The 15049-nt window shown below is 71.2% G+C and carries 14 protein-coding genes and 1 pseudogene; 9 read left to right on the forward strand and 6 right to left on the reverse strand.

All coding sequences use genetic code 11. The annotated features are described in order from the left end of the window. Positions 1–19: 19 nt before the first annotated feature. A complete protein-coding gene (locus JIX55_RS15480) occupies positions 20–916 on the reverse strand; it encodes a MaoC/PaaZ C-terminal domain-containing protein (RefSeq protein ID WP_257563905.1) in 897 nt (298 codons plus the stop codon). Positions 917–1278: 362 nt separating this feature from the next. Between JIX55_RS15480 and JIX55_RS15485 the strand changes: the two genes are divergently transcribed. Together JIX55_RS15485 and JIX55_RS15490 are read left to right on the forward strand one after the other, a co-directional pair. Further along, the gene (locus JIX55_RS15485; protein WP_257563906.1) at positions 1279–2754 is read left to right on the forward strand and encodes a sensor histidine kinase; all 1476 of its coding nucleotides are present in this window, start codon (positions 1279–1281) and stop codon (positions 2752–2754) included. Between the two features lie 73 nt (positions 2755–2827). Further along, the gene (locus tag JIX55_RS15490) at positions 2828–3460 is read left to right on the forward strand and encodes a response regulator transcription factor (RefSeq protein WP_257569339.1); all 633 of its coding nucleotides are present in this window, start codon (positions 2828–2830) and stop codon (positions 3458–3460) included. Between the two features lie 83 nt (positions 3461–3543). On the opposite strand, the gene JIX55_RS15495 is transcribed toward JIX55_RS15490, so the two are convergent. Then, positions 3544–4506: a hypothetical protein gene (locus tag JIX55_RS15495; protein WP_257563907.1), complete on the reverse strand. Its 963-nt coding sequence runs from the start codon at positions 4504–4506 to the stop codon at positions 3544–3546. Continuing rightward, positions 4503–5042: a SigE family RNA polymerase sigma factor gene (locus JIX55_RS15500; protein WP_257563908.1), complete on the reverse strand. Its 540-nt coding sequence runs from the start codon at positions 5040–5042 to the stop codon at positions 4503–4505. The genes JIX55_RS15495 and JIX55_RS15500 overlap by 4 nt, the downstream gene beginning before the upstream one ends. Before the next feature lie 240 nt (positions 5043–5282). Here JIX55_RS15500 and JIX55_RS15505 point away from each other — a divergent pair, with 240 nt between their 5' ends. From JIX55_RS15505 to JIX55_RS15535, 7 genes and pseudogenes are all read left to right on the forward strand, one after another. Beyond that, a complete protein-coding gene (locus tag JIX55_RS15505) occupies positions 5283–6908 on the forward strand; it encodes an MFS transporter (RefSeq protein WP_257563909.1) in 1626 nt (541 codons plus the stop codon). A gap of 111 nt (positions 6909–7019) precedes the next feature. Next, positions 7020–7682 carry a class I SAM-dependent methyltransferase gene (locus tag JIX55_RS15510; RefSeq protein WP_257563910.1) on the forward strand — a complete coding sequence of 221 codons (663 nt, stop codon included), beginning with the start codon at positions 7020–7022 and terminating at the stop codon, positions 7680–7682. A 166-nt stretch (positions 7683–7848) separates the two neighbouring features. Next, the gene (locus JIX55_RS15515; RefSeq protein ID WP_257563911.1) at positions 7849–8811 is read left to right on the forward strand and encodes an N-acetylmuramoyl-L-alanine amidase; all 963 of its coding nucleotides are present in this window, start codon (positions 7849–7851) and stop codon (positions 8809–8811) included. Between the two features lie 63 nt (positions 8812–8874). Beyond that, a pseudogene (locus JIX55_RS15520) lies at positions 8875–9024 on the forward strand (N-acetylmuramoyl-L-alanine amidase); the annotation flags it as partial. 169 nt (positions 9025–9193) lie between these two features. Continuing rightward, positions 9194–10051, forward strand: a complete 858-nt coding sequence (locus JIX55_RS15525) for a DUF5336 domain-containing protein (RefSeq protein WP_257563912.1) — start codon at positions 9194–9196, stop codon at positions 10049–10051. A 129-nt stretch (positions 10052–10180) separates the two neighbouring features. After that, a complete protein-coding gene (locus tag JIX55_RS15530; protein ID WP_257563913.1) occupies positions 10181–11191 on the forward strand; it encodes an LLM class F420-dependent oxidoreductase in 1011 nt (336 codons plus the stop codon). A 42-nt stretch (positions 11192–11233) separates the two neighbouring features. Next, a complete protein-coding gene (locus tag JIX55_RS15535; RefSeq protein WP_257563914.1) occupies positions 11234–11521 on the forward strand; it encodes a hypothetical protein in 288 nt (95 codons plus the stop codon). Between the two features lie 101 nt (positions 11522–11622). Here JIX55_RS15535 and JIX55_RS15540 read toward each other — a convergent pair whose 3' ends face one another. Genes JIX55_RS15540 through JIX55_RS15550 form a run of 3 tightly spaced genes read right to left on the reverse strand, consistent with a single transcriptional unit; the run spans position 11623 to position 14935 of the window. Further along, positions 11623–12690: a prenyltransferase gene (locus tag JIX55_RS15540; RefSeq protein WP_257563915.1), complete on the reverse strand. Its 1068-nt coding sequence runs from the start codon at positions 12688–12690 to the stop codon at positions 11623–11625. After that, the gene (locus JIX55_RS15545; protein ID WP_257563916.1) at positions 12687–13487 is read right to left on the reverse strand and encodes a class I SAM-dependent methyltransferase; all 801 of its coding nucleotides are present in this window, start codon (positions 13485–13487) and stop codon (positions 12687–12689) included. Before JIX55_RS15545 ends, JIX55_RS15540 begins: the two co-directional genes overlap by 4 nt. After that, complete coding sequence (locus JIX55_RS15550; protein WP_257563917.1) at positions 13481–14935, reverse strand: glycosyltransferase family 4 protein; 1455 nt, start codon at positions 14933–14935, stop codon at positions 13481–13483. The genes JIX55_RS15545 and JIX55_RS15550 overlap by 7 nt, the downstream gene beginning before the upstream one ends. Positions 14936–15049 lie beyond the last annotated feature (114 nt).

The raw sequence follows: 15049 nt of genomic DNA on the forward strand, positions 1-15049 counted from the left end.
GAGCTGCTGTTCCGTCTGCTCATTCGTGCTCGACGAGGGTGTCCGCCAGCACCGGCGCGTCGTCCCTCCCCCACTCTCGGCTTCGCTCGAGCGGGGGGACCCCCATGCCAGCCGTCACCGTCACCCGCACCGAGCGGTCGTCCGGCGTCCACATCCGGATGCGGAGGGTCTCGCCCGGGAAGACGACTCCCGCGAAGCGCGTCCCGTACGAGCGGACGCGGCCGACGTCCCCGCCGAGCACCGTGTCCACCACGGCCTTCAACGTCATCCCGTAGGTGCACAGCCCGTGCAGGATCGGCCGGTCGAACCCGGCGCGCCCGGCGAACTCCGGGTCGGCGTGCAACGGGTTCCAGTCGCCGGAGAGACGGTAGAGCAGCGCCTGGTCCTCGCGGACGACCCGCTCGACCTCCTTGTCGGGCGCGGTCGTCGGCGGTTCCTGCCGGGCGGACGGCCCGCGCTCACCGCCCCAGCCGCCCTCGCCGCGTACGAAGATCTGCGCCTCGTTCGCCCACAACGGGCCGTCGGCGTCGGCGACCTCGGTCCGCATGACCAGGACGGCCGCCTTGCCCTTGTCGTACACCGCCGCCACGCGGGAGGTCGCGGTCGCCCGCCCCTCGACCGGGATCGGCCGATGCAGCTCGATGCGCTGGCCGCCGTGCAGGACCTTCGCGAGGTCCACGTCGACGCCGGGTGCGTTCAGGCCGCCGATGACGTCCGGTGAGCCCGCGCCCGCGACGGTGGCGAAGCTCGGCAGGACGTGCAGCCGGGACTCCAGCGTGTAGCGCAGCTCGTCGGGGTCGGTCGCGGGGAGGCCGGCGCCGATACCGAGGTGGTAGAGCAGGACGTCCTTACGGGTCCACGCGATCTCGGCGGAACGGGGCGCGGCCGCGAGGGCCTTGGCTGCGTCGATGGGCATGGGGCTCCTGTGCGGTGTGGGGCGGGTGGTGGGTGGCTTGCGCTGAGGAACCTCGGTACGACCGTCCGCACCAGCGGCCGCACCGAGGTCGTCACAGGGACCTGGAACCCGCCCACCTAGAACGCGTTCCAGTCCGGCGAACCTCTGTATAGCCGAGCCACGTACACATGTGAAGTCTCCTGACAGTACGTCAGATATGTGTCCAGGGTCCGGCTCGGGAGGGCGGGGAGAGGCCGGAGAGGGGAGGGCCTCGGAGCGCTGGGGAGGGCCGCCGCCGCTCCGCCCGCCCATGACATTTGTCCTGCCGGACTCCGTACACGCGCATCTGCCGGGCGCAGCCCCGCGTTCGTAGTGTCGAGGGCATGACGCAGACGGAAGCGGACAGGGCGGGCAGGGCGGCAGCGGGTGCCGGGCACACGGAGGACGCGGGTGCTGGAGGCACGGCGACAGCGGGCGCCGAGGACACCACGGACGTGTGTGACGGAGGCACAGCAGAAGCGTGCGCCGGGGGAACGGCGGACGGGCGTGCCGGGGGAACGGCGGACGGGCATGCCGGGGGAACGGCGGACGGGCATGCCGGGGGCACCGGGTGCGGGAAGCGGAGGTGGACGGGGGCGGCGGCGACGTGGTCGCCGTGGCGGGCGTTGCGGGCGGACGGGCGGTCGCCGTCATCGGCGGATCCGGGCCCGCCGCCCACCGGCCTCGCCTTGGTGCCGTGGCTGCTGATGGGGATGGGCGCCTTCGCCAACCTCCTCCAGGGCCGCGCCCCGAACCCCTGGGTCGGCGGCCTCGGCATCCTCACCTTCAACTCCCTGTACATCTACGTGGTCATCCGCGCCTTCGTGAAGGAGAAGCGCGAGTCCCGCTCCACCCGGCTCGCGCTCGTCCTGCTCGGCCTGGTCGCCTGCGGCCTGGCCGTCGGCTACGGCGGCAGCTGGCTGAACCTCTTCCCGCTGCTCGGTCTGGCCGTGGGCGCCGCCACCAGGGGCCCACGACTCGTCCTGAGCGGGCTGGCGGTGACCGCGCTCGCGACTGGAGTCTCGGCGGTCCGCGAGGGCTGGGACGCGATCAGCGTGGCCTACGGCACCCTCGTCTCCGTGGCGGTGACGGCCGCGATCCTCTCCCTCGCGGACGCGGTACGCGAACTGCGTGCCGCCCGCGAGGAGTTGACCCATCGCGCGGTGGAGAAGGAACGCCTCCGCTTCTCCCGCGATCTGCACGACCTGCTCGGCCACACGCTGTCGGTGATCGTGGTGAAGTCGGAGGCTGCCCGCCGTCTCGCCGCGCACGACACGGACGCGGCGCTCGCCCAGATCACGGACATCGAGTCGGTCGGCAGGCAGGCCCTCACGGAGATCCGCGAGGCGGTGACCGGCTACCGCGGGGGCAGCCTGACCACGGAGCTGGACCGCGCCCACTCCGTACTGTCCGCCACGGGCACGACCCTGACCGTACGGCGCTCCGGCCCGGCCCTGACTCCCCAGGCCGAGGCCCTGCTGGGCTGGGTCGTCCGCGAGGCGATCACCAACGTCGTACGCCACAGCCACGCCACCCACTGCCTCATCACCCTCACCGCCACCCCCGACCACACCCACCTCACCATCACCGACAACGGGTCCACTCCCCCGCCCACCCCGCCCCCTGGCCCCACCCCCAACGGCCTGAAGGGCCTGACCGAACGCCTCACCACAGCCGGCGGCACCCTCCAGGCAGGACCGGGCCCCCAAGGCGGCTTCGTGATCCGGGCGGAACTGCCCATGAGGCCGGCGGGAGAGGAGGCGGCGGACCTGCCGGGGCCGGGGCCGGGGCTGAGGTCGGCGACCGCGCCGTCCACGTGATCCGTACCGCCCGGCCCGCGCCGGGCGCCGGTCCGAACCGCCCCCTCCGACCTAGGCTTGGGCCGTGAACGAGATGCCCCGGAATCATCGGCCCGCCAAGTCCATCAGGGTGCTGCTCGCGGAGGATCAGGGGATGATGCGGGGCGCGTTGGCGTTACTGCTGGGTATGGAGGCGGACATCCAGGTCGTGGCGCAGGTGGGGGTGGGGGACGCGATCGTGGACGCGGCGTTGACGCATCGGCCGGATGTCGCGCTGCTGGACATCGAACTGCCCGGGATGAGCGGTCTGGACGCCGCCGCCGAGCTGCGGGACCAGGCGCCCGACTGCCGCGTGCTGATCCTCACCACCTTCGGCCGGCCAGGGTACCTCCGCCGGGCCATGGACGCGGGCGCCGCCGGGTTCCTCGTCAAGGACGGGCCCGTGGAGGAACTGGCCCAGGCCATCCGCCGGGTGCTGAGCGGCGAGACCGTCATCGACCCGGCCCTCGCCGCGGCCGCGCTGAGCGCCGGGCCCAACCCGCTCACCGACCGCGAGCGCGACACCCTCAACGCCTCCGCCGACGGCGCCACCGTCGCCGACATCGCCGCCCGCCTCCACCTCTCCGAGTCCACTGTCCGCAACTACCTCTCCTCCGCCATCGGCAAGACAGGCACCCGCAACCGCACGGAGGCGCTGCGGGAGGCCCGGCAACAGGGGTGGCTGTAGCCGCAAGGCGACCCCGGCCTCCGGATGCCAACCCCCGTGGAACACCCAGCGGCCCCCTTGCCGTCACACCCTTCCGTCACCCCTCACTTCGTCACCTCCACCGACTCGTAGCCCACCCCCTCCGGTGCCAGTGCCACGAACCAGTCGGCCTGGGCGCCCTTCACCTCGACGATGCGGGGGTTGCGCAGGTCCTCGTACCGGACGTCGTCGCCGTCGCGGTCGACGTCGACGGACGTGCCGTCGGACCAGGTGACGCGTACCTGTTGGGCGGTGGGGGCGACCTTGCCGATGACGAGGCGTTCGAGGGCGTCGTCCTCGTTCCGGTCGGCGGTGTGGAGGGGCGTCGCGAAGCCTTCCAGGTCCCTGCCCGACAAGGCGTCCGCCTCACCGTTGACCAAACTGCGGGTCTGTTCGTCGCCCACGGTCAGATGCACGAAGTACCAGCTCTTGCCCACGAGTTCGGCGCCGCTGTCCCCCTCCGTCGGCTCATCCCCGAACAAGCCCATCGCGGCGAGCTGCTCGGCGGCCTCCTCCTCGTCCCTCGGCGCCTCCCAGGTCTCGATCGTCACCCGCCAGTCCTTGCCCTGGTCCCGCCCCTCGGCCAGGGTGGTCCGCGACGGCTGGCTCAGATCACGGGGCTCGGGTGTCACGGGTGCCGTCGCCGCCGGCACCACCCGCCCTTGGTCCCCGCCCGTCACCCCAGCCACTGTCAGCGTCCCCGTGGCGCCCACGATCACCGCGGCGGCGGCAGCGGCGACCGTCCAGCGGCGGGCCTTGCGGCGCCGGCCGCCCCGTACGACGGCCTGGTAGGGGGCTATACCGATTTCGACCTCGCCGGTCGCGTCCGCCAGCAGGAGGGCGATGTCTCTCTCCACCGCGGTGCTGTGCGTCATGTCGCCGTGCGTGATGTCGCCGTGCGTGATGTCGCGGTGTGTGGTGTCGCCGTGCGTGATGTCGCGGTGCGTCATGTGCTGGTTCGCCTCCCCGTTCGCGCTGTTCGTGCCGTCCATTCCGTCCGTGCCGTCCATGCCGTTCACGTCCCTCACTTCCGGCCTCCCTGCGTCACCATCTCGGCCAGTCCCGGTATGGCCCGGAGCTTCGCGATGCCTTTCGCCGCGTTGCTCTTCACCGCGCCGACGGAACAGCCCATCGCCTCCGCCGTCCGGCTCTCGCTCAGGTCCTCCCAGTACCGCAGGACCACGGCTTCGCGCTGGCGCGGCGGCAGTTGGGACAGGGCCGTCAGCAGGGCGCCTCGGTCGTCGGCCTGGGCGATGCGGTCACCGGTGTCGGGCTGCTCGGGCACCAGGTCCGAGTCGCTCCGGGGCGCCAGGAACTCCTTGAGGCGTCTGCGGTGCTTGCGCGCGTGGGCGTTGATCATCACGCGCCGTACATATGTGTCCGGGTCGTCCGTCGAGCCGACCCGGCGCCAGGCCACATACACCTGCTCCAGCGTCGTCTGGACCAGGTCCTCCGCGGCGTGCTGCTCCCCTGTGAGGAGAAACGCCGTACGCATCAGCCGTGGCCAGCGGCCGACGAGGAAGCTCTGGAACTCCTCGTCCCGAGCCTGCTTTCGATCCCCCATGAGCACCTCCTAGATGCCTTTTACAGTCCATGAGGGCCCGAATCCGTTGCCTCGCCCCGCGAAAAACTTGCGCCGTCTTCGACGCCGCCGCCCCCGTCTTCACCCCGGTTCCTGACGGCACGTCACTTCCCCATGAGCAAGTCAAGTTTTCCTTAGTCACTCAAAACAACGGAATAGTTGCCCAGGCGCACGAGGTTCAGATGACACGTACTCATCACCCCGGCCAGGAGGCCCCACTCAATGACGCAGCCGCACACACCGACGACGACCGAACGGCCCGCCACCGGATCGGCCGGATCGGCCGGATCGGCCGGATCGGCCGGATCGGCCGGATCGGCCGGATCCGCCGGATCCGCCGGTTCGACCCGAGCGATCGTCCCGGTGCTGGCCTTCGCGGGGATCGTGGTCGCGGTGATGCAGACCCTGCTGGTCCCGGTGATCAAGGACCTCCCACAGCTGCTGGCCACCTCCCCCAGCAACGCCACCTGGGTCCTGACCTCCACCCTGCTCTCCGGCGCCGTGGCCACTCCGATCATGGGCCGCCTGGGCGACCTCTTCGGCAAGCGCCGCATGTTGCTCGCCAGCCTGGCCGTGATGGTGGTCGGCGCGCTGATCAGCGGTTTCACCAGCGCGCTGGCCCCGATGATCGTCGGCCGTACCCTCCAGGGCTTCTCCATGGGCGTGATCCCGCTGGGCATCGGCCTGATGCGCGACGAACTGCCCCGCGAACGGCTCGGCTCCGCCATGGCACTGATGAGCTCGTCCATAGGCGTCGGCGGCGGACTCGCGCTGCCGCTCGCCGCCGCGGTCGCCCAGAACACCGACTGGCACGTCCTGTTCTTCGGCGCCGCCGGCCTCGGCGTCCTCGCGATCGTGCTCACCCTCGTCGCCATACCGGAGACGAAGACGCGCGCGAAGGGCACGTTCGACCACCTCGGCGCGCTCGGCCTCTCCCTCGGTCTCGTTCTCTTCCTCCTGCCGATCACCAAGGGCAGCGACTGGGGCTGGACCTCCCCCACCACGCTCGGCCTGTTCGCCGCGTCGGCCCTGGTCCTGTTCCTCTGGGGCGTCCTGGAACTCCGCATCCCCGCCCCGCTGGTGGACCTGCGCACCACCGCCCGCCGCGAGGTCCTCCTCACCAACCTCGCCTCGATCATGGTCGGCGTCTCCTTCTACGTCATCTCCCTCGTCCTGCCGCAGCTCCTCCAGCTCCCCTCCTCCACCGGCTACGGCCTCGGCCAGTCGATGGTCGTCGCGGGCCTGTGCGTGGCCCCGTTGGGCCTGACGATGATGTTCACCGCGCCGGTCTACGCCCGGATCTCCGCCAAGTACGGGCCCAAGAGCACCCTCATCCTCGGCCTGGTGATCATCGCGATCGGCTACGGTGCCGGCCTCGGCCTGATGAGCGCCGCCTGGCAGACCGTGGTCGTGTCGGTCGTCATCGGCACGGGCATCGGCCTCGCCTACTCCTCACTCCCGGCGCTGATCGTCGGCGCCGTGGACCCCTCGGAGACGGGCGCCGCGAACGGCCTCAACAGCCTCATGCGCTCCATCGGTACGTCCGTGTCGAGCGCCGTCATCGGCATGGTGCTGGCCAACACCGCGCACCATGTCGGCGGCGTCGCGATCCCCACCATGCACGGCTTCCGCGTCTCCTTCCTGATCGCCACGGCCGCGGTCACCGTCGGCATCGTCCTGGCCGTCTTCCTCCCGGGCCGCCGCCCGACCCCCGGCCTGACGCTCCGCGCGAGCAGCGAGACCACCGAGATCGACGACACAGAAGCCACCGAAGCCACCGAAGCCACCGGAGCCACCGGCAAGGAGGGCACGGCAGCCGTCGCGCGCTCTGCCGAGCGGGTCTCCTGAGGCACCTGCGGCCACCGGTCACCCGCATGGCAGCATGGGGCGCCCCCAGTGACGTACGGGCGTGAGGTCTCGTACGGCACCCACCTGCGCGTACGACATCACGGAGGACCCATGTCCGCGGCCCCCACCCCGGCTCCCGAGCCGGAGATCCTCGCCGCCTTCGAGTCGGCCAAGGGGTTCATGCCCGTGGGTGAGGGGCTGGCCCTCCACGCGGCGGCGGTGGAGGCGGGGCGGCTCGGCCTGCCGTTGCTGGAGGTCGGGACGTACTGCGGGCGTTCCACGATCCTGCTGGCCGACGCGGCCCGCGAGGCGGGCGTCACGGCGATCACGGTCGACCATCACCGGGGCAGCGAGGAGCAGCAGCCCGGCTGGGAGTACCACGACGAGTCCACGGTCGACCCCGAGGTGGGCCGCATGGACACGCTCCCCACGTTCCGCCGCACCCTTCACCAGGCGGGCCTGGAGGACCACGTGGTCGCGGTCGTCGGCCGGTCACCGCAGGTCGCCGCCTTCTGGGGCACCCCCCTCGGCCTCGTCTTCGTCGACGGCGGGCACACCGACGAGCACGCCACCGCCGACTACGAGGGCTGGGCCCCGCACGTCGCCCCCGACGGTCTCCTCGTCATCCACGACGTCTTCTCCGACCCGGTCGACGAGTTCACCGGCCAGGCCCCGTACCGCGTCTACCTCCGCGCCCTCGCCTCCGGCGCCTTCACCGAGGTCTCGGCGACGGACTCGCTGCGCGTGCTGCGGCGGACCGGGACAGGGATCTGACCCACGCCACCTCGATGTCCGAGCTACGCCACCCCGATGTCCGAGCCACACCACCCCTGCTGTCCGAGCTGCACCACCCAGATGTCCGAGCTACACGCCGATGTCCGAGCGGCATGGGCACCGCGGCGACCCGCCCGCGTCGGGCCCGCCCCGTAAGGTGGCAGGCGTGTCGTACGTAGGCCCGGACTTCGATCCGCCCCAGCCCCGCCGTTCTCCCCTTCGCCGTCCGCTGACCGTGGCGGTGGCCGCGGTCGTGGTGGGGGCGGTGGCCGGGTGGGGCGTCTGGCAGGGCGTCGGGGATTCCGGGGGCGGGGACGACGGGTCGGACAGTGCGGCGGTCCCGCAGACCCGGTCGGCGACCACTCCTCCGGTGTCTCCCGACCCGTCCACGTCCGACGACGGCGAAGACAAGGCGGCGAGCCCCTCCGGCTCCGCCTCCGCGCCCGCCGCGACCGGCCCCCTCAAGGGCAAGGTCGTCGTCATCGACCCGGGGCACAACCCCGGCAACTTCCAGCACACCACCGAGATCAACCGCAAGGTCAACATCGGGACGGGCTCGAAGGAGTGCGACACGACGGGGACGACCACCAACGACGGTTATCCGGAAGCCAAGTTCACGCTGGACGTCTCCCGGCGGCTGCGGACGCTCCTCGAACAGCAGGGCGCCACAGTGAAGTTCACGCAGGACGAGGACCGGGACTGGGGTCCGTGCATCGACGAGCGGGCGCGGATCGGCAACGAGGCGAAGGCGGACGCGGTGGTGTCGATCCACGCGGACGGCTCGGGGGCCGGCAATCGCGGCTTCCATGTGATCCTGCCGGGTTCGGTGAACGAGGGCGACGCCGATACGCGGCCCATCGTCGCCCCCTCCCGCGATCTCGGCGAGCGCATCGCCGGCTACTTCGTCCGCGCCACCGGCAGCGCCCCCTCCAACTACGTGGGCGACGGCACCGGCTTGGTCACCCGCGAGGACCTCGGCGGCCTCAATCTGTCGACCGTCCCCAAGGTGTTCATCGAGTGCGGCAACATGCGCGACAGCAAGGACGCGGCCCTGCTCACCAGCGGTGCCTGGCGGCAGAAAGCGGCGCGGGGAATCTCGGACGGCATCACGAGCTTCCTGAAAAATTGAACAACTCTCCTCTTTGGCGAACTCCGGCCGCTTACCCGAAGCGCGACGGAATGACGTTCGAGCGGTCTCAATCTGTCAACGGTTCCGCCCGTGTTCATCGTGTGCGCCGGGATGCGCGATATCCATGACGCGGCACTGTTGACCAGCGGTGCCTGGCGGCAGAAAGCGGCGCAGGGGAACTCTGAGGGAATCGTGGGTTTCCTGCGTGGGTAGCGGGCGGGTCGTGATCACCGAGGTGATCCCGGCGGACACCCAAGTCGGTCGGACGATATGGTCGTCCCTACGATGAGGGGCCACCCCCGCGCTTCCCACCACGGCCTGACGGCGACATGGTGACGGCGACGCCTCCACCGATGACGAGACGACTGACGAAGGACCTGAAGTGAATATCCGCTCCCTCACCAGAGGCGACGGCGTCGTGATCGGAGCAGCGGTATTGCTGTTCATCGCGTCGTTCCTCGACACGTTCGACGGCTCCGGCGACGACGTACCCAATGCCTGGGACAACCTCGGCTTGGTGATGAGCATGTACGTCGCCGGCATCGTCGGCGCGGTGCTGATCGTCATCGCCCGTGCGCTGCCGCAGCCGCCCAAGGTCGTCGGCCTGGACGTCGGCCAACTCGGGGTGGCCCTGACCATCTTCGCCGCGTGGACCTCGTTCTGGTCGATCATCGACCCGTTCGGAGCGATGGAGGAGCTCTTCGGCACCTTCGGCGGCTCGGAGCCCGACTCCGGTGCCGGTCTCATCCTCGGTCTGATCGCCTGCCTGCTCCTGGCCGCCGCGGCCGTCGCCACCCCCCTCGTCCCCGCCCTCAAGGCCGCCCTCGTCGGCGCCCCGCGTCCGGCCGCCCCGCAGCCGTACGGCGCCCAGCCGCCCGGTGGTTACGGCTACCCGGGCGCCGGTGCGCAGCAGGCTCCGTTCGGTGCGGGCCAGCCGCAGCCCGGTCAGCCGGGTCAGCCGGGGCCGGGTCAGCCGGGGCCGGGAGCGCCGTTCGGTGGTGCTCCGCAGCAGCAGGCGGCGGCCCCGCAGCCGCCGGCCGGGGACTTCTCGCCGTTCTGGTTCGCGGTGCCGGTGGCCCGTCCGCTGTTCGCCGAGGACGGTTCGCAGTCGACGATCGCCGAACTGGCGCCGGGCACCTGGTACTTGGCGGTCGAGCAGCGCGGCCCCAGCCTGGTGGCCCAGACGCAGGACGGCCGTCGTGGTGTCCTTCAGGACACCAGCGGTATCCAGCGCGGCTGATCACCTCACCGCACGAAGTACGAACCGTACGAACCGTACGACCGGCCCCTCGCTCTTCCGAGCGGGGGGCCGTTGTCGTACAGTCGCCTCCCGCCCGAAATAGCTGACGCACCGTCAGGAGGCAGGCGTATGCGGCTCGGTCTGGCACTCGGCTACTGGGGGCGCGGCCCCTCGGCGGACCATGTCCCGCTCGCGCAGGAGGCGGAGCGGCTCGGCTACGACTCGGTGTGGACCGCCGAGTCGTGGGGCTCGGACGCCTTCACCCCGCTCACCTGGATCGCGGCGCACACCTCAAGGATCAAGCTGGGCACGGCGGTTGCGCAGATGGCCGCCCGTTCACCCACCACCACCGCGATGCACGCCCTGACCCTGGACCATCTCTCCGGCGGACGCGCCCTCCTGGGCCTGGGGCTCTCCGGGCCGCAGGTCGTCGAGGGCTGGTACGGGCGCCCGTTCCCGAAGTCCCCGCTGACCGCGACCAGGGAGTACGTCGACGTCGTACGCCAAGTCCTCAGGCGTGAGGCCCCTGTTGAGCTGGACGGGCGCTTCCACCCCCTCCCGTACGGCGGACCGGACGGCACCGGCATCGGCAAGGCGCTGAAGTCCATCACGCACCCCCTCCGCGCCGACCTGCCCGTCCTGCTCGGTGCCGAAGGACCGAAGAACATCGCGCAGACGGCCCACATAGCGGACGGCTGGCTGCCGTTGTACTGGTCGCCGACGCGGACGGATGTCTACGAGGCGTCGCTGACAGACCTCTCCGACGGCTTCCTCATCGCGCCCATGGCCCGCGCCAAGGTCTGCGACGACGTCTCCGAAGGGCTGCTGCCCGTGAAGGCGATGCTCGGCTTCTACATCGGCGGGATGGGGCACGCGAAGCGCAACTTCCACGCCGATCTGATGGCCCGGATGGGGTACGAGGAGGAGGCCCGGCACATCCAGCGGCTCTTCCTCGACGGGCGGCGCGAGGAGGCCGTACTCGCCGTGCCGGACGCCTTCGCGGATGAGATCTCGCTGATCGGGCCGCGCGAACGCATCGCGGAGCGGCTGGAGTTGTGGCGGAAGGGGCCGGTGACGGACCTGCTGGTGCTCGCCCCCGACCCGCACACGCTACGGGTGCTGGCGGAGCTCAACTCCTGACCACCGAGGTTTCATCGAGGCCTGACGGGCAACTCGTACGGCATGTCTCGATATAGCGGCTCCCATCAGGCGGGCCGGGTCATAGCGGTCGTCGCGGACGTCATGGCCTTCATCCTCGGCCTGTGGATCCTGATGTATCTGCTGGACGCGAACGGCGCGAACGACTTCGTGCAGTTCATCCATGACGCGGCCCGCTGGCTCGCGGGCTGGTCACACGACCTGTTCACCTTCGACGAGCAGTGGGCGAGGGTGGTCGCCGGCTACGGTCTCGCCGCGGTCGTCTACCTTTTCGTGGGGCACGCCATCGCCAACCGGATGCACCGGCACTGAGCGGGTGCGGGTACGGGTACGGGTCGACTGTGGTCGCGACCCGCGCCCCCTCACCCGCACGTCCCCCTCACCCGCACGTCCCCCTCAACAGCACGTCCCCCTCAACAGCACTCCGCGTCCAGCCCGCGCGGCAGGCGCTCCCCGCTGAAGACCGCGCAGGTCGCCTCGTCGCCGCCCAACGCTGCTACGGCCAGGAGCAGGGAACCGGCGGTCCAGGAGGTCAACTCCTCGGGCCAGACCGCCCGGTCCTCGAAGACGTAACCCGTCCAGTACAGGCCCGAGTCGGGGTCGCGGAGGTGCTGGATGGACTGGAGGATCTCCAGAGCGCGGTCGGACTCGCCCATCACCCAGAGCGCCAGGGCGAGTTCGGCCGACTCGCCGCCGGTCACCCAGGGGTTGGGGACCACGCAGCGGACGCCGAAGCCGGGGACGACGAAGCGGTCCCAGCCTTCCTCTATACGGGACTTGGCCTCGGCGCCGATGAGCGCGCCGCCGAGCACGGGGTAGTACCAGTCCATCGAGTAGCGGTCCTTGTCGAGGAACCGCTCGGGATGCCGGCGTATCGCGTGGCGCAGCGTCCCGACCGCCAACTCCCAGTCGGGCTGCGGCTCTTCGCGCTGCTCGGCGATGGCGAGCGCGCAGCGCAGCGCGTGGTGGACGGAGGAGCTGCCGGTGAGCAGCGCGTCGGCCGTGGGTGTGCCGTCGTCGTCGCGGCGCCAGCCGATCTGGCCGCCGGGCTGCTGGAGCCGCAGCACGAACTCCACCGCCGCGTAGACGGCCGGCCACATGCGGTCGAGGAAGGTGTCGTCGCCGGTGGCCAGGTAGTGGTGCCAGACGCCGACGGCTATGTACGCGACGAAGTTGGTCTCACGGCCGCGGTCGGTGACGTCGTGCGCGTCGCCGTCGGCGTACGCGGCGTACCAGGAGCCGTCCGTGTTCTGGTGGAGGCGCAGCCATTCGTAGGCGCGCTCGGCGGCCTCGTGCTCACCGGCCGCGTCCAGGGCCATGGCCGCCTCGGTGTGGTCCCACGGGTCGAGGTGGTGCCCGCGGAACCACGGGATGGCACCGTCGGCGCGCTGCACCGCGAGGATGCCGCGCACGGTGGCGGCGGCCTGCTCGGCGGTGAGGACCCCGGGCAGGATCAGGTGTTCTGTCCGGGGCGTCGTCACTTGGCGGCCGCCCCGGCCTTGGTCTCTACAGCGGTCTCGGCGCCGGCACCGGCCTCGGTCCCGGCTTCCTCGGAGACCCGGGGAAGATGGGGCTTCGTCGCGTACGCCACGAAGCTCTTGCCGATCAGCGGGTTCAGCGCCTGTTCGGCGACCCGGGTGGCCAGGGGCTTCTTCATGATGTCCCAGACCAGCAGCTTGTGGTACGCGCGCACGGGCAGCGCCTTGTCGTTGTCGACGCCGAACGCGCACTTCAGCCACCAGTACGGCGAGTGCAGGGCGTGGGCGTGGTGGGTGCCGTACGGCTTGAGGCCGGCCTCGCGGATCCTGGCCAGCAGTTCGTCCGCCTTGTAGATGCGGATGTGGCCGCCCTCGACCTCGTGATACGCGTCGGAGAGCGTCCAGCAGACCTTCTCGGGGCCGTAGCGCGGGACGGTGATGGCTATGCGGCCGCCGGGCTTCAGCACCCGGACCATCTCCGCGAGTACGCCCTTGTCGTCGGGGATGTGCTCCATCACCTCGGAGATGATGACGACGTCGAAGGACTCGTCGGGGAAGGGCAGCGCGAGGGCGTCGCCCTCCATCGCGGTGGCGGTCGCGCCCTCCGGGGCCTCGCCCGCCTCCTTCATCGCCGCGAACCACTTGGCGACCTCGCGGATCTCCTCGCCGTTCTGGTCGAGGGCCACGACCTGGGCGCCGCGCCGGTAGCACTCGAAGGCGTGCCGGCCCGCTCCACAGCCGAGATCCAGGACCCGGTCCCCCGGGGCGAGCGGGAACCGGGAGAAGTCGACGGTCAGCACGTGGCCCTGCTTTCGCGGTTGGCGCTTTCGCGGTTTGCTTCAACTACTTCTTCGACGGCCTCGTGGGCGTCGTCGGCTGCGGGGGTTCCGAGGGTCTGCTCGGCCGCTGGTACGGCCACGGGGCGCCCCTCCGCGCGGGCGATCGCCTCGCGGTAGTGGGCTACCGTGCCCTCGGCCGCCCTGGCCCAGGTGAACCGCTGGAGCACGCGCTCGCGTCCCGCGCGGCCGAGCCGCTGCCTCAGTTCCGGGTCGCCGAGGAGTCGGCTGAGCCCGGCGGCCAGGGCGCCCGGGTCGCCCGGGGGCACCGCGAGGCAGGTCTCGCCGTCGGGTCCGGCGACCTCCGGTATGGCCCCGCCGGTGGTGGCGACCAGCGGCGTACCGGTGGCCATGGCCTCGGCGGCGGGCAGCGAGAACCCCTCGTACAGCGAGGGGACGCAGGCGACCTCGGCCGAGCGGACCAGGTCGACCAGCTCGGCGTCCGAGATGCCCTTGACGAACTCGACGGCGCCTTCGAGGCCGTACCGCTCGACGGCCTGGGCGACCGGGCCCTCGGCGGGCCGCTTGCCCACGACGACCAGATGGGCGGCCGTGTGCTCGGTGCGCACCTTGGCGAGCGCCTCGATGAGGAAGACGAGCCCCTTGAGCGGCACGTCCGCGCTGGAGGTGGTGACGATCCGGCCGGGCACCCGCGCCACGGCCGGGTCCGGCGAGAAGAGGTCGGTGTCGGCGCCGATGTGCACGACGTGCATGCGGTCGTCGCGTACGCCGAGGTGGTCGACGATCTCCTGGCGGGAGGTGCCGGAGACGGTGAGCACGGACGGCAGCCGCCGCGCGACCCGCTTCTGCATGCGTGTGAAGGCGTACCAGCGGCGCACGGACATCCGCCGCTTCCATCCCTCGGCCGCGTCCAGCTCCAACTGCCGGTCGACGGTGATGGGGTGGTGGATGGTGGTGACGAGGGGCGCGCCCACATCGCCCAACAGGCCGTACCCGAGTGTCTGGTTGTCGTGGACGACGTCGAACTCGCCGCGCCGGGCGCGCAGATGGCGGCGGGCGCGGAGGGAGAAGGTCAGCGGCTCGGGAAAGCCGCCGGTCCACATCGTCGCGACTTCGAGGGCGTCGATCCAGTCGCGGTACTCGCCGCGCTTCGGGGTGCGGAAGGGGTCGGGCTGCCGGTAGAGGTCGAGGCTGGGCAGCTCTGTGAGGGAGATCCCGCCCGGACCGTCACCGGGGACGGCGTCCTCGTCGAGCACGGGGTAGGGCTGGGAGCCGATGACCTCGACCCGGTGGCCGAGGCGCGCGAGCTCGCGCGAGAGGTGCCGTACGTAGACGCCCTGGCCCCCGCAGAACGGGTTCCCTTTATAGGTGAGGAGCGCGATGTCGAGCGGTCGCCCGCCGTCGGCAGCGAGGTCATGCCGGGACCCCGCCTGACTGGCCTCAGCGGTCACTCCTGGCCCCCTTCTCACTGCGATTTCCCGTGAGATTACGACGAGACGGTAATCTAGAACAAGTTTCAGAGTTGATCGTTCAAGAGGCTTTGAATCTACCGGCTGGTAGAACCG

Origin of the sequence: Streptomyces sp. DSM 40750 (assembly GCF_024612035.1) — a bacterium.
In the GTDB taxonomy this organism is placed as follows: Bacteria; Actinomycetota; Actinomycetes; order Streptomycetales; family Streptomycetaceae; genus Streptomyces.